General features: G+C 25.8%; 13 protein-coding genes. All 13 read left to right on the top strand.

Going from position 1 to position 15151, the window contains the following annotated elements; translation table 11 throughout:
• Positions 1–45 precede the first annotated feature (45 nt).
• The 13 genes from AC07E4_RS17865 to AC07E4_RS17805 all read left to right on the top strand — a co-directional run bounded on the left by AC07E4_RS17865 (position 46) and on the right by AC07E4_RS17805 (position 15021).
• Positions 46–1728: a penicillin-binding transpeptidase domain-containing protein gene (locus AC07E4_RS17865; RefSeq protein WP_478217078.1), complete on the top strand. Its 1683-nt coding sequence runs from the start codon at positions 46–48 to the stop codon at positions 1726–1728.
• Between the two features lie 164 nt (positions 1729–1892).
• Positions 1893–2603 (top strand): RNA polymerase sporulation sigma factor SigK, encoded by a 711-nt coding sequence (gene sigK / locus AC07E4_RS17860; protein ID WP_040330750.1) that lies wholly within the window; start codon positions 1893–1895, stop codon positions 2601–2603.
• Between the two features lie 44 nt (positions 2604–2647).
• Positions 2648–3424, top strand: coding sequence for a shikimate dehydrogenase (aroE, locus tag AC07E4_RS17855; protein ID WP_040330749.1), 777 nt, complete (start codon positions 2648–2650; stop codon positions 3422–3424).
• 374 nt (positions 3425–3798) lie between these two features.
• Positions 3799–5052: a cell division protein FtsA gene (ftsA, locus tag AC07E4_RS17850; RefSeq protein ID WP_040330748.1), complete on the top strand. Its 1254-nt coding sequence runs from the start codon at positions 3799–3801 to the stop codon at positions 5050–5052.
• A gap of 15 nt (positions 5053–5067) precedes the next feature.
• Complete coding sequence (gene ftsZ / locus AC07E4_RS17845; protein WP_040330746.1) at positions 5068–6195, top strand: cell division protein FtsZ; 1128 nt, start codon at positions 5068–5070, stop codon at positions 6193–6195.
• Positions 6196–7663: 1468 nt separating this feature from the next.
• A complete protein-coding gene (gene spoIIGA / locus AC07E4_RS17840) occupies positions 7664–8467 on the top strand; it encodes a sigma-E processing peptidase SpoIIGA (protein WP_040330744.1) in 804 nt (267 codons plus the stop codon).
• Positions 8467–9207: an RNA polymerase sporulation sigma factor SigE gene (sigE, locus tag AC07E4_RS17835; protein WP_051540530.1), complete on the top strand. Its 741-nt coding sequence runs from the start codon at positions 8467–8469 to the stop codon at positions 9205–9207. Before spoIIGA ends, sigE begins: the two co-directional genes overlap by 1 nt.
• A gap of 76 nt (positions 9208–9283) precedes the next feature.
• On the top strand, positions 9284–10057 hold the full coding sequence (sigG, locus tag AC07E4_RS17830) for an RNA polymerase sporulation sigma factor SigG (protein WP_040330743.1): 774 nt from the start codon (positions 9284–9286) through the stop codon (positions 10055–10057).
• 115 nt (positions 10058–10172) lie between these two features.
• Positions 10173–10436, top strand: a complete 264-nt coding sequence (locus AC07E4_RS17825) for a YlmC/YmxH family sporulation protein (protein ID WP_101541728.1) — start codon at positions 10173–10175, stop codon at positions 10434–10436.
• 94 nt (positions 10437–10530) lie between these two features.
• The gene (gene nrdR / locus AC07E4_RS17820) at positions 10531–10983 is read left to right on the top strand and encodes a transcriptional regulator NrdR (RefSeq protein ID WP_040330768.1); all 453 of its coding nucleotides are present in this window, start codon (positions 10531–10533) and stop codon (positions 10981–10983) included.
• 908 nt (positions 10984–11891) lie between these two features.
• Entirely contained in the window at positions 11892–12605 is a 714-nt protein-coding gene (gene pgeF, locus AC07E4_RS17815; RefSeq protein WP_040330740.1) for a peptidoglycan editing factor PgeF, read from the top strand.
• Positions 12606–12614: 9 nt separating this feature from the next.
• Positions 12615–13313 (top strand): response regulator, encoded by a 699-nt coding sequence (locus tag AC07E4_RS17810; protein WP_040330739.1) that lies wholly within the window; start codon positions 12615–12617, stop codon positions 13311–13313.
• A complete protein-coding gene (locus AC07E4_RS17805; RefSeq protein WP_478217077.1) occupies positions 13300–15021 on the top strand; it encodes a HAMP domain-containing sensor histidine kinase in 1722 nt (573 codons plus the stop codon). Before AC07E4_RS17810 ends, AC07E4_RS17805 begins: the two co-directional genes overlap by 14 nt.
• Positions 15022–15151 lie beyond the last annotated feature (130 nt).

The following is a 15151-nucleotide window of genomic DNA, read 5'->3' as shown; positions in this document are numbered from 1 at the left end:
TACCTTGCTTTAGTCAAGAATTTGATTGAGGTGAGGTATTTTATTATGAGAAAAAATAGGAAGAAGATATATGGCAGATATAATTGGAGAAGTGTAATTATAAATAGAGCATATGGTGTTACGATTATATACACATGTATTTTTATTGCATTAGTAGGTAGACTTTTTTATATTCAAAACTATAAAAAAGATTCATATCAAGTTTTAGCAAATAAGCAGTATTATTATGAAGAAAATTTAAGTAATATGAATTATACACTACTAGATAGAAATAATGAAAACTTATTAGATATAGAGAAGGAATATTGTATTGTTTTGGATCCTATGACATTTCTTCATATGAATGAAAAAACTGATGAGAAAGACATAAAAAAAATTCTGTATATAATAAAAGATTATAATAACGAGTATGATTTATATAAAGCAGCTTATATGGATAAAAGTAAAAAATATACTTATGTAGTTGATAAGAAAACATATGAAAAATTTAAAGAATCTAATCAAGTTAATGGAATTTATGGATATGTTAGAGATAGAGCTATAGTTAAAAAGGATTGGAAAATAGAAAATTTAATAATGTCTCCTAATTTATATGAAAATGGTAAATTGAAAGATGATGGTTGTATTGAAAGGCAAATAAATGAAAAAATAAAGAAAAATAAATTTTCTAAGATGATTTTTGAAAAAAATGTAGATGGAAAGATAATAGATGAAAAGATAGAAAATAGTGAAGAGAATATAAATGTAAAATTAACATTAGATAGAAAAATAGAAAATAAAATTAATGAAGTATTGAGAAATGATAAATTCAAACGCTATTCTCAAATTGGAGCAATAATAACCGAGTGTGATACAGGAAAAATTTTAGGAATGTGTCAAAAGGATGATAAGATATCAAATGTCAATATAGGAGTGCCAAGTAGCAATGGATTTTTAGTTGGATCTGTATTTAAAACAATTGTATTAGAAGCGGCCCTAGATAATAATGTAGCTACATTAAATGATGAATTTGAAGTGAAGAATATATTTCCTAAAAGTAATGAACATAAAAGTAAGTATGATTTAAGTGAAGCATATTTGTATTCATCTAATGATGTTTTTGCACAATTAGGTTGGAAAATAGGATTAGATAAAATGACAGAGTACTCTAAAGAACAAGGTCTTTTAGATAAAGTTCTTAATTTGAATGATGAAAGGTGTGGAAGAGTAGAAAATTTAAATGATGATGAGAGTGTTGGTGTAACAACTAATATGTCTATAGGGCAGAGCATAAGAACTACACCTATAGCAATAAGTACACTACCTATAGCAATAGTCAATGGTGGTATATATGTAAAACCATATATTTTAGATTCTTATGTAGATACAAAGTTAAATGAAATTGAAAAGAGTAATACAGAGAAAAAAAGAGTAATAGGTGAAGAAACAGCATCATTATTAAAAAAAGAAATGCAAAGTGTAATTAAGTCTACAGATGCAACTGGAAGAAATGCAAATGTAGAGGGTGTAAATATGGGAGGAAAAACAGGAACTACAGAATATTTTGTTGATGGAAAGGAATATTCGGATGGATGGTTTGTAGGCTTTTTTGAAAAAAATAACAAATACTATTCTTTAGTTGTATTTATACCAGAAATAGATATAAAGGAAGATGCTGGCGGTCGTACATCGGCACTAGTTTTTAAAGAAATAGTTCAAGAGCTAATTAAAAATAACAATTTAATATAATAAAAAAATATACAAGATGTTACTAATTTTAATGTCCTGTATATTTTTTTGCATAAAAATCAGTAATTTTGGCAATAAATAAGTTTAAAAAAATTTATGTGGACAGGCTACTTTTTAGAAAATAAATCATACTATTATAATAAGCACTATTAGGGGGAGCAGCTATGGTTTTCTTCAATTGGTTTTTTAGTATGATTGGAGATGTTACTTTATTAACAGCTTATGTTTCAGGAAGCAGTTCTTTTCCACAACCTTTAACAGATGTAGAGGAGAAGGAATATTTACAAAAGTTTAAAGATGGTGACTTAGAAGCTAAAAATGTTTTGATTGAAAGAAACTTGAGATTAGTGGCACATATAGTAAAAAAATATTCATTCCCAGGAAAAGAAGTAGATGATTTAATATCAATAGGTACTGTAGGATTAATTAAAGCAATTGATTCTTTTGATAGTTCAAAGGGAACTAGACTCGCTACTTATGCAGCAAGATGCATAGAAAATGAAATATTGATGCTTATTAGAAATAATAAAAAAGTAAAAGGTGAAGTATATCTTCAAGATCCTATAGGTATTGATAAAGAAGGAAATGAGATATCGCTTATGGATATATTAAGTAGTGATAAAGATTCTATTGCAGAAATAGTAGAAAACAAAATTCAAGTTAAAAAGTTATATGCTAAGATTAATACTACTTTGCAAGAACGAGAAAAAGTAATAATAGAAATGAGATATGGTCTTATTGATGGAAAAGCAAAAACACAACGGGAAATTGCTGGTATTTTAGGTATTTCTAGATCTTATGTATCAAGAATAGAAAAAAGAGCTTTAAAGAAGCTTTTCAAAGAGCTAAATAGTGCAGAAAAAACTTTAAGTTGATTATTTTTTTAAAGAGGTGTTTAATAAATATGAGGTGATATGAAATGAAAAGTGGATTATTAGGAAATAATATTAAGTATAGCTTGTCACCTTCAATTCATAATAAGTATTATGAACAATTTAAAATACCTTTAAATTATAAACTGTTTGATGTAGAAAATAGTGAACTGGAAAAATTTATAATTACTGCAAAAGAAGAGGTAGTTGGGTTTAATGTTACAATTCCATATAAAGAAGTGATAATTAATTTTTTAGATGAATTAGCGTATCCAGCTAACAAAATAAAAGCAGTTAATACTGTTTTAAATAAAAATGGTGTTTTGATTGGGTATAATACAGATTATTATGGATTTATGAGGAGTTTACAAGAAAAAAATATAGATTTACAAGATAAATCAGTTCTTATAATTGGAGGGGGTGGAGCAGCTAAAGCTGTATTATATGCTGTTAAAGACCTAAAAGCAAAAAATATAGATTTTGTACTTAGAAATAAAAATTCAGTAAAAGAGCATCTAAAATATATTAATAACATTTTAGATATTAAAGAGAAGATAGATTTATCTAAATATTATATTGTAATCAATTGTACTCCAATAGGTGGTGCTAACCATGTTGGGGAAACACCTATACATATAGAAGGAGAAATAAAAGATACAATATTTTATGATTTGAATTACAATCCTGAAATTACTAAATTTTTGGAGCTAGCTAAAGATAAAGGTGCTAAATTTATAAATGGATATAGCATGCTTTTGAATCAAGCTTATGAATCAATAGATATATGGAAAAATAATTATATGAATGAGGATACTGAAAGTTAGTATCCTCATTTATTTTTTTAAAAATAAATTTCTGTAAAAAAATATATACAGATTTTATAAAAAAGTTCGAAAATTAGAAAGTATAAAAATAAAAATCAAAGTTGATAAATTTAAAGATGCATTAATTGGAAATATAAGTGTAAATAGAGGTTATTTTCACAGTTTTTGTAAATAATTGATAAATAAAATTTTAATAAGTAAAAGATTAGGTTGTGTATGAAATATTGCATTTTAGAGGTAAAGCAATTATACTAAAACTAGAGTGTTTATATTTATGTATAAATAAATTCTAAAAATTCGCACATTTAAAAGGAAAAGAAGATTTGTTGTTGAATATATACTTTTGAAGCTTCTCTTAAAGGGGGGTAATTTAAGTGAACAATTACATAGTAGGAATAGACATCGGTTCATCCAAAATATGTGGTGTAGTTGGAAATTTAGATGATGTAAGAAAGTTTCAAGTTTTAGGAGTTACTACATCTAAATGTCATGGAATAAAAAAAACAGGAGAGTTAGATATAGAGAGTACTTCTAAAGCTGTTAAAGATGTTGTAGAACAACTAGGAAATATAATTAATGCAACTATTTGTGGCGTATATGTATCAGTACCTATTACTTTATGTGAGGTTATTAGAAGAGAGGATGTTTTAACATTGTCTTCGCAAGATAGGGAAATAACACCTCAAGATGTTTCTAATTTAATAGATGTTATTAGGTTAGAAGCAAAGAAAGATACTAATAAAGAAATAATAAAGATAGAGCCTGTTATGTATAAAATAAATGATGTAGAAAATATAAAAAATCCTTTAGGATTATTAGGTCGCAGATTAGCTGTTGCTGTAGATATGATAGTTGTTCAAAAAGAAATTTTAGAATTATATAAGATTCCAGTTGAAAAAGCAGGAATTAAAGTTTTAGGAACTACTGTAGATTCTGTTGGAGTTGCAAAAGATGCTTTAATGAAAGCGGAGTTAAATGATGGTGTGGCTATTATAGACATAGGCGCAGAAACTTCTGATATTGTAATCTATAAGAATAATAAGATTCAATATGTATCAAGTATTAATCTTGCTGGAGATACAATAACAAATGACATTTCTATTTGTTTAAAAATTTCTAAACAAGATGCAGAAACTTTAAAGCTAAAAAGTGGAAGAATATATAAAGAAAACATTGAAAATGGAGAAAAAATTCGAATTTATTCTCAAACAGATGGCCAAGCTATAGAAATAGATTATAGTATGTTAGTAGAAATAATTTATGAGAGAGTTAGAGAGATATTTACTCTAATAAAAGAAGAATTGGTCACAAATGGAGTTTTTAATGATGTAAAAAATATTGCAATATATGGTGGTGGTATTTCTTTCTATAGAGGAATTACAGATTTAGCTAAAGAAATTATAGAAAGAGATATAAGAATAGCAATACCATCTTATGTTGGAGCTGCAAATCCAATCTATACGGTAGCAATTGGAATAATAAAGGAATTGTATTTAAAAGAAAATATTAAAAGTGAAGTGCAAAAGGATAATATAAGTATAAACTTAAAAGATGAAGTTGCGATTGATAAAAAAGAAAAAGTTAAAGTTTTATCAAAAGTTAAAGCATTTTTATCAGATTTTTTCTAATGAGGAGGTAATATTGTGCTGGATTTTGATGTTCAAGACAGAGAATTATGCAACATAAAAGTAATAGGATGTGGTGGCGGAGGAAACAACGCTGTAAATAGAATGATTGAGGAAGGTTTAAAAAACGTTGAGTTTATAGGGGTTAATACTGATAAACAAGCTTTAGCCATGTCGAGAGCTTCTCAAAAAATTCAATTGGGAGAAAAATTAACTAGAGGATTAGGTGCAGGAGCAAATCCAGACATAGGAAGAAAAGCGGCGGAAGAAAGCAAAGAAGAATTAATTCAAATTCTAAAAGGCGCAGATATGGTATTTATAACTGCTGGTATGGGCGGTGGTACTGGAACAGGTGCTGCACCAGTAGTGGCAGAAATAGCTAAGTCTATGGGAATATTAACAGTTGGAGTTGTAACAAAACCATTTTCTTTTGAAGGAAGAAAAAGAATGTTACATGCAGAACAAGGAATTAAATCTTTAAAGGAATCTGTTGATACTTTAGTTACAATTCCTAATGAAAGACTGTTAACTATGGTAGATAAGAAGACTACACTAGTAGACTCTTTTAGAAAAGCAGATGATGTATTAAGACAAGGTGTTCAAGGTATATCAGACTTAATTACTATACCAGGAATAATAAACTTAGACTTTGCTGATATTAGTACAATAATGTTAGACAAAGGACTTGCACATATGGGTGTAGGTTATGGAAAAGGCGATAATAGAGCTCAAGAAGCAACAAAGCAAGCTATATCAAGTCCACTATTAGAAACATCTATAGTAGGAGCTACAGGAGTTCTATTAAATATAACAGGAGGATCTGATTTATCATTATTAGAGATAAATGAGGCAGCTCAAATTGTACAAGAAGAAGCAGATCCAGATGCTAATATTATATTTGGTGCAGTGATAGATGAAAGTTTAAATGATGAGATTAGAATAACTGTTATAGCAACAGGTTTTGAATTAAACGAAGTTAATGAAGTACAACCACAAATAAAAACACCTATTAAAAATAATGTAAGTGAGCCAGTTGTTTCAAGAAGACCAGTGGAGCACAAGGAAGAAGAAGCAGCGGTTACTAAAGAGGAAGAACCAGAATTAGATTATTCTGTTCCTACTTGGCTTAGAAGAAGTTCAAGATAAATATAAATACTAAAAAAGAAGAATGATTAGTCATTCTTCTTTTTTTATTTATATTAAAAACTTTAAAATCTAAATTCGTTAAATATAAGGTTCAAAGATGAAAAATGAAATTATTCAAATATTAAATGAGAATGGTAGTATTCCAAGAAACAGTAATTATTTAAAACGTTATTCATAAAAATTTCAAAGAAACTCTAATAAATTTGCCATTTTATTTCCAAGACTAAACGGCTATAAGTGAACTAAATTAAGAGCTATGTAATTAAATTCTAGTCTATTTTTCATAACTCTTCGTCAGTAATTAGCATTAATAAAATTACATTATTGATGTTAATTACTTCCTTGATTTATAAAAAATATACATTGAATTCTCAATTACATATTTCTAAATTTAGTTCACACGACGTCCTGTCTAGGCAGTCGCTGAACCCGTCCTTGGGTTCAGGTCTTGAAAATAAAACACAAATTAATAAGATTTTCTAAAGCAATTTTAAAAGAAATACTTATTTAAATAATTTCTGTTTCTTGATGAAAGAAAAAGTTTTTCAATTGATAAATTTGTTATTTTGAATTTGTAACCCTATATATAGATATTCAAAGTTCTAATTAAAAAAAATAGCTTTGTCAAATGATACGACTAATCTTATAATTTATTCTATTATTATGTTGGAAACTAATTAAAAAGTAAGAGTGAAAAGTGAAAAGTTATGGTGAATATTACTCACTTCGTTCTTAATATTTAAAATAGAAATACTTAAAAACTATGTTTTTATATTATTTTCAACTAATTTGCTCTGCAAATTTAATAAAAAATCGTTCTTTAAAATTGGAAATCCAATTTTTACATTCACTTTCCATTTTCCATTTTCAATTAAATTAATTAGAACTCTCAACTGAATCATCAATAACTTAAAGTTTAAACTTGTATTCCTATATCATGTTTGGAACCAAGTAAGAAGTAAGAGTGAATAGTGAAAAGTTATTGTAGGTATTACTCACTTTGTTCCTAATATCTAGAAATGCCTAAAAACTACGATTTTACATTATTTTCAACTAATTTGCTTTCAGAATTATTATAAAAACTGATACTTCAGTTTTATCATTCATTGTTAATTTTTGTACAATATTTTAAATTTCTTTTTCTTAACGTAAATAATAATAATTTCATTTTTCAAATATCAAATGATAATGCTATTCCAAGAAAAAGTTTTTCAATTGATAAATTTGTTATTTTAAATTTAAATACTATAAAGTTACATAAAAACATTTCAACTATAAACAACATATATATTTACCAAAGGACTAATTTTTATTATAAAACATAGAGAGATATAGAATATATTAAGTTAATATAATATAAAAGTTTATAAAGTGACGAAAAAAAATAGGAATATATTTAAATTAAAATGGAAATTTTTACAAATTTCCCTTTAGCATGTATGTATAATAAGTGTAGGGGGGAATAACTTTGGTTATTTATCTAGATGAATTAATATTAGAAAATTTCTTAGTTAATTTATTTTTATTATCTATTACTTTTAAAGGTGTAAAAAAGAAATGTAGTTTTACTAAACAAATAATATCTGCTTTCTTAGGCAGTTTATATGTACTTGTTATGGTATTACCACAACTAAAACCGTTAAACAATAAAGTAACGAGTGTAATAGTTGCATTAGTTATGATTTATATTTGTTATGGTAGAGGTGATAAGAAGAGTTATATTAAAGCCACTATTACGTATATATTTTATTCAATGGTATTAGCAGGAATAACTTTTTATATTTCTATAAATAGCAAAAATTATTTTTCAATAAATAGGAATACATTTACTTTTAATTATAAGAAATTAATGTTGGCTATAATTATTTTTTATTTAATTTGTGAACGATTAATTACTTATATAAAAAGTAGAAAAAATCTATTTGATTATGTTTATAATCTTAATATAAAAATAGGTGAAGAAAATATAGATGTTAAAGGTTTTTTAGATACAGGAAATGAACTTAGAGAGCCTATAACAAATCTTCCAGTTATTATTATAGAAAGGGAATTGTTAAAAAATATAAATATAGATTCTTATACAAAGTATACTATAAGTTATTCTGTAGTTAATGGTGGGTGTGGGAAACTTTTAGGATTTAAACCAGATGATATAGTTATAAAGGGTGAAAATGAGAATATTTTAAAAGAGTCAATATTAGCTATATGCGACAATAAATTGAGTAAAGAAAATGATTATAATGCATTATTACCGAGAGGAATATTAATTTGATGGGAGGGGTTAATTTGATTTTAAAAAAACTAGTAAAAAAAATAACGGAAAAGGTAAGTGTTTTTTTAAGTCAATTCAAAAAATTAAGTAAGTCTATATATTATATAGGTGGAAATGATGCATTGCCACCACCATTAACAAAGGAAGAGGAAGAAGAGTTAGTTAAGAAACTTGTAGATGGTGATGAAAGTATAAGGTCTATACTAATAGAAAGAAATTTAAGGCTAGTTGTATATATAGCTAGAAAATTTGAAAATACAGGAGTTAATGTAGAAGATTTAATATCAGTAGGAACTATTGGATTAATAAAAGCAGTTAACACTTTTGATCCAGAGAAAAAAATTAAGCTTGCTACATATGCATCGAGATGTATAGAAAATGAAATATTAATGTATTTAAGAAGAAATAGTAAAATAAAGACAGAAATATCATTTTATGAACCATTAAATATAGATTGGGATGGAAATGAACTTCTTTTATCTGATATTTTAGGAACTGAAAATGATGTTGTTTACAATTCTATTGAAGATGAAGTAGATAAACAGTTATTGGTTATAGCTATGGATAAGCTGAATGATCGTGAAAAAGAAATTGTTGAATTAAGATTTGGATTAAATGGATATAATGAAAAAACACAAAAAGAAGTAGCAGATATGCTTGGAATATCACAATCTTATATTTCAAGATTAGAAAAAAGAATAATCAAAAGATTAAAAAAAGAAATTAATAAAATGTTATAAGGTTTGTCTCAGGTATAAAAGTTATTGTATAAGGAAATAATTAAAATGCAATTACTCTGAAGGGAATGATGACCTTATGATGATAAACAAAGTAGAAATATGTGGAGTAAATACAGCCAAATTACCAGTCTTAAAGGCTAAAGAAATGAGAGAACTTTTAGAAAAAATGCAAAATGGAGATGAAGAATGTAGAGAAAAATTTATAAAAGGTAATTTAAGGTTGGTATTAAGTGTTATTCAAAGATTTAATAACAGGGGAGAAAATGTGGATGATTTATTCCAAGTTGGATGCATAGGACTTATAAAAGCTATAGATAATTTTGATTTAAGTCAGAATGTAAAATTTTCTACTTATGCAGTTCCTATGATTATTGGAGAAATAAGAAGATATTTAAGGGATAATAATTCAATTAGAGTTAGTAGATCACTTAGAGATATTGCATATAAAGCATTGCAAGTAAGAGATAGACTAATCAGTAAAGATAATAAGGAACCTACAGTATCACAAATAGCTAAAGAACTAAAAATCTCTAGAGAAGAAGTAGTTTTTGCATTGGATGCTATACAAGATCCTGTGTCTTTATTTGAACCTATTTATCATGATGGTGGAGATGCTATTTATGTTATGGATCAAATAAGTGATAACAAAAATTTAGATGATAGTTGGCTTGAAAACATATCTATAAAGGAAGCTATGACCAAATTAAGTGATAGAGAAAAGCTTATATTAAACTTAAGATTTTTTGATGGTAGAACACAGATGGAAGTAGCAGATGAAATAGGAATTTCTCAGGCACAGGTATCTAGACTAGAAAAAACAGCATTGAAACATATGAGAAAATATGTGTAAGGCCTTATTTTAAGGCCTCTTTTTTTATCTTATAATAAATTGTGAATATTTATTATAAGTATAAATATATATATAATAATAAATTTATATTTATAAAACAAAAGGGGGTAAAAAATTGGAAAGTTCAATGTATGCTATTAATGGATTAAAAATGATGGAAGTAATAGATTTAAACACTGGAGCTAAACTTGGATATATAAAAGATTTAAAAATAGATTGTGATGAATACAGAGTAAAATCTATAGTACTTCCAACACAAAAAGTTGGATGGTTTTCTAAAGAAAATAATATAGAGATTCCATGGGAAAAGATTAGAAAAATAGGTGTAGATGTGATATTAATAGATGGAGATGGCATAATTGATATAGATGAAGAGTAAAAAATTAGTTACTATAAAAATAGTTATAGAATTTTGTTTTAATATGTGTATAATAAAAATATAATAAATTGTTTTAAGAAAGTAGTGAATGAAGATGAAATGTCCGTTTTGTAGTGCAGAAGATAGTAAAGTAGTTGACTCAAGAGCTACAGAAGATAGTTTAGCTATTAGAAGAAGAAGAGAATGTCTTAATTGTGGAAAAAGATATACTACATATGAAAAAGTAGAATATATGGCTATATTAGTAATTAAAAGAGGTAAAGATAGAGAATTTTTTAATAGAGAAAAAATAATAAGAGGCATAGTAACTGCTTGTCAAAAAAGACCAGTACCAAGAGCTATAATTGAAAATATTGCTGATGAAATAGAAAAAACATTAAATAACAATATGATTCTAGAAATTAGTTCAGAAGAAATAGGAGAAATGGTACTTGAAAAACTTAAACAAGTGGATGAAGTTGCATATGTAAGATTTGCATCAGTGTATAGACAATTTAATGATATAGATACATTTTTGCAAGAAATACAAAATTTAAGAAAAAATTAGTAATAAAAGTAAATGTTTGATTAAACATTTACTTTTATAATATAGGGTTCCAAGTTGAAAAATGAAATTATTCAAGTATTAAATGAGAATAGTGTTATTCCAAGAAGCAGTAATTATTTAAAACGTTATTCATAAAAATTTCAAAGAAACTCTAATGAATTTGCCATTTTATTTCCAAGACTAAACGGCTATTAGTGAACTAAATTTAGAGCTATGCAATTAAATTCTAGCCTATTTTTCATAACTTTTCGTCAGTAATTCACATTAATAAGATTCCATTATTGATGTGAATTACTTCCTTGATTTATAAAAAATATACATTGAATTCTCAATTACATATTTCTAAATTTAGTTCACACGACATCCTGTCTAGGCAGTCGCTGAACCCGTCCTTGGGTTCAGGTCTTGAAAATAAAACACAAATTAATAAGAGTTTCTAAATCAATTTTTAAAGAAATACTAATTTAAATAATTCCTGTTTCTTGATAAAAGAAAAAGTTTTTTTAAGTGAGAAAGATATTATTTTAAATTTGAACTTGGAACCAGTTGACAATTGAAAATTGACAGTTATGGTTAATATTATTCATTTTATTTATAATATTTAAAATAGAAATACTTAAAAACTATGTTTTTATATTGTTTTCAATCAATTTGCTGTGCAAATTTAATAAAAAATCATTCTTTAAAATTGGAAATCCAATTTTTACATTCACTGTCCACTGTCAATTGTCAATTTAAAAAATATAGATTAGAATTTAGCATTAAAATTATTAATTGGAAACATACATAGCTTAAAGTTTAAATTTAAATTCCTATATAAGTAAAAAAGATTAAAATTATAAAATATATTATAATTTTATAATAAAAGTTTTGAATTTTATAAATAAACAGTTAGAAAGTGTGGAGTTATGGAAATTTTAAAAAATGATAAAAACAAATTTTTGAAATATAGAGTAGGTAATATAAACGTGGTATTTTCAACTGCGGAAGGAAATCTTAGTTTTAATAAAAGAACTGAAGAAGGGATATATAATTTAAATAAATTGAAGGATACTTTTAAAGTAAATAATGTTGTATACTTAAATCAAATTCATAGTGATATTATATACGAACTTAAAAACAATGATATAGTAAACTTAGAAGGAGATGCCATTATTACTGATGAAAAATCTGTTGCTATAGGAGTATTTAATGCAGACTGTGTCCCAGTAATAATAGTAGATGAAAAAAGTAAAGTGATTGCAGCTATACATAGTGGCTGGAAAGGAACTATAAAAAAAATAGTCTATAAGACAATAATGAAGATGATTAAAGATTATAATTGTAAAGAAGAAAACTTAAAAGTATTTATAGGGCCGCATAATAAAGTATGTTGTTATGAGGTAAGTGAAGAATTAATAGATAATTTTAAGGAAGAGTATGTTAATATTAATATAAATGAAGGTAGACATTTAAACTTAGAAAAATGTATAATATCACAAATAAATGAGTTTAATATCTTACCTGAAAATATTAATCTATTAGGGGTTTGTACTCATTGTTCAAAGGAATACAAATTATTCTCTTATAGAAAATCAGAAGAAAGAGAGGGAAGACTATTCTCATTTGTATATATAGAATAGAGTAATATTATGTCAGATAAAAGAATTTTAGTTGTAGATGATGAGGAACATATTGTAGAGTTAATTAAGTTTAATTTAGAAAAAGAAGGATGCACTGTCTTTACTGCAAATAGTGGGGATGTTGCACTAAAAATTGCAAAGGATAAAATGCCAGATCTTATACTATTAGATCTTATGCTTCCAGGAATAGATGGCTTAGAAGTTTGCAAACTTATAAGAAAAGATGAAAATATATCAGAGATTCCTATAATAATGATAACAGCGAAAAGTGAAGAGATAGATAAAATAGTTGGACTTGAAATAGGAGCAGATGATTATATAACGAAGCCATTTTCAGTTAGGGAAATGGTTGCTAGAGTTAAAGCTATTATGAGAAGAACATCAAATAAAAAAGAAGTTAATAATTTTAGTTTTGATAATATATATATAAATTTTGATAAACATGAAGTTAAAAGAGATGGTGAAAAAATAGAACTTACGCTAAAAGAATTTGAACTTTTAGAGATACTTATAAAAAATGAAGGAAAAGTTGTTACAAGAGAATTTCTTTTGGATAAAATATGGGGTTATGAATATATTGGTGAAACAAGGACAGTAGATGTTCATATAAGGCATTTAAGACAAAAAATAGAGAGTGATGATAAAAATCCTATATATATTCAAACTATAAGAGGGATAGGATATAAATTTAATAATGAAAAAAACTAAAAAAAATTCATTAATGAAAAGAAAGTTAACAATATATATATTGCTTGCTATAATTGCAGTATTTGTATTGGTAACTACGTTGTTTATAAACTCAATAAGTTATCAAAAAGAAGAAAATACAAAAAGAAATTTTAAAATTTATACTGAGATGATTAATGATGTATTGAAAGAAAAAAATTCAGAAGAAGAGTTTGGGAAAATAGTAAATACATTAAAAGATCAAAAAATAAGAGTTACAATTTTAGATTTAGAAGGTAATTTAATAGTTGACAGTTTTAAAGATGAATATGATAGTGAAGAGTATAATATTAAATCGGAAATACTAGAATCTACGGAAAATGGACAAGGCTTCAATGTAAGAAGAAGTGAATATTTAAATAAAAATATGATTTATTATGCTGAAAAATTTGATAGTTATATAATTAGAATTTCTGAAGTTGTTGAAATAATCAATAGTGATGATAAAGCATATATATATATATATGTATTATCTATAATAAGTACTGTGGGTTTTTCTATTTGGATAGCTAGTAAATTATCATATATAATATCTAAACCTATTAGTGATTTAGAAAAAACGACATCGTTAATTGCAGAAGGAGAACTTTGGAGGAGAGTTAAAATTTCTTCAAAGGATGAAATTGGTCAATTAGGTGAAAGTTTTAATGAAATGGCAGATAAATTAGAATTAACCTTAAATGAAGTGAAAGAAAAACAAAATAGATTATCAGCAATATTACAAAGTATGGACAGTGGTGTTATAGCTATTGATATAAACAATAATATAATAATGGTAAATCCATATGCTAAAAAGATATTTAATATTTGTGAAGATGTTATAGGCAAAAATATTAAATGTATAGGTACTGATTTTGATATTTTTTCTATATTTCAAGATGCTGATGAAAATTATAATGAGATTAAAATTGAAAAGCCTAAAGAAATTTATTTAAGGATAAGAACTGCGGATATAATAAATAGAAATCAACATATAGGTAAGGTGGCTGTAATTCAAGATGTTACCGATATAAAGAGGCTAGAAAATGTAAGAAGTGAATTTGTTGCAAATGTATCACATGAACTTAAAACCCCATTAACTTCTATTAAAGGTTTTACAGAAACTTTAAGATATGTAGATGATGATGAAACTAGAAATAAATTTTTAGGGATAATAGAAGAGGAAAGTGATAGGTTAACAAGATTAATATCAGATATACTTGCACTATCAGATATTGAAAGAGAAAAAGAATTCAAGTTAGTAGATGTAAATATAAATGATATAATAGTAAATATATTTGAACTTATGAAAAATTCAGCTAAAAATAAAAATATTAAATTAGATTTAGAATTGGATAATGTAGGCGCTGTAAAAGGTGATGTCGATAAGATAAAGCAAATGATAATAAATCTTGTAGACAATGCTATAAAATACTCAGAGGGTGAAAATATAATAGTTAGAAGTATAAATTCTAAGAATTATTGTATATTAGAAGTAGAAGATGATGGTGTAGGAATATCTAAAGAACATTTATCAAGGCTTTTTGAAAGATTCTATAGAGTAGATAAAACTAGGTCTAGAGCTAGTGGTGGTACTGGACTTGGACTTGCTATAGTAAAACATATAGCATTAAAATTACAAGGTGAAATTGGTGTAGAAAGTACATTAGGAAAAGGTACAAAGTTTATAATTAAATTACCTTATATATAAAATAAAAAATTCCTTGTAGAAGGAATTTTTTATTTTATATATGTTTGTTTTTCAATACGTATATTGACTAATAAGCTTAATTAATATATTATAACATAATGGTATAGATAGCTTTAAATATGGATATAAG

It is taken from the genome of Clostridium amazonense (assembly GCF_056431285.1).
The sequence above is the reverse complement of the archived record's forward strand: the minus strand, read 5'-3'. Positions and strand labels throughout refer to the sequence as shown.

Bases quoted from the DNA above. Each gene is read 5' to 3' on its own strand.
- nrdR (WP_040330768.1), top strand. From the start codon at position 10,531: ATGAAATGTCCGTTTTGTAGTGCAGAAGATAGTAAAGTAGTTGACTCA.
- AC07E4_RS17805 (WP_478217077.1), top strand. From the start codon at position 13,300: ATGAAAAAAACTAAAAAAAATTCATTAATGAAAAGAAAGTTAACAATA.
- AC07E4_RS17865 (WP_478217078.1), top strand. From the start codon at position 46: ATGAGAAAAAATAGGAAGAAGATATATGGCAGATATAATTGGAGAAGT.
- pgeF (WP_040330740.1), top strand. From the start codon at position 11,892: ATGGAAATTTTAAAAAATGATAAAAACAAATTTTTGAAATATAGAGTA.
- sigK (WP_040330750.1), top strand. From the start codon at position 1,893: ATGGTTTTCTTCAATTGGTTTTTTAGTATGATTGGAGATGTTACTTTA.
- sigE (WP_051540530.1), top strand. From the start codon at position 8,467: ATGGGAGGGGTTAATTTGATTTTAAAAAAACTAGTAAAAAAAATAACG.
- AC07E4_RS17810 (WP_040330739.1), top strand. From the start codon at position 12,615: ATGTCAGATAAAAGAATTTTAGTTGTAGATGATGAGGAACATATTGTA.
- sigG (WP_040330743.1), top strand. From the start codon at position 9,284: ATGATGATAAACAAAGTAGAAATATGTGGAGTAAATACAGCCAAATTA.
- aroE (WP_040330749.1), top strand. From the start codon at position 2,648: ATGAAAAGTGGATTATTAGGAAATAATATTAAGTATAGCTTGTCACCT.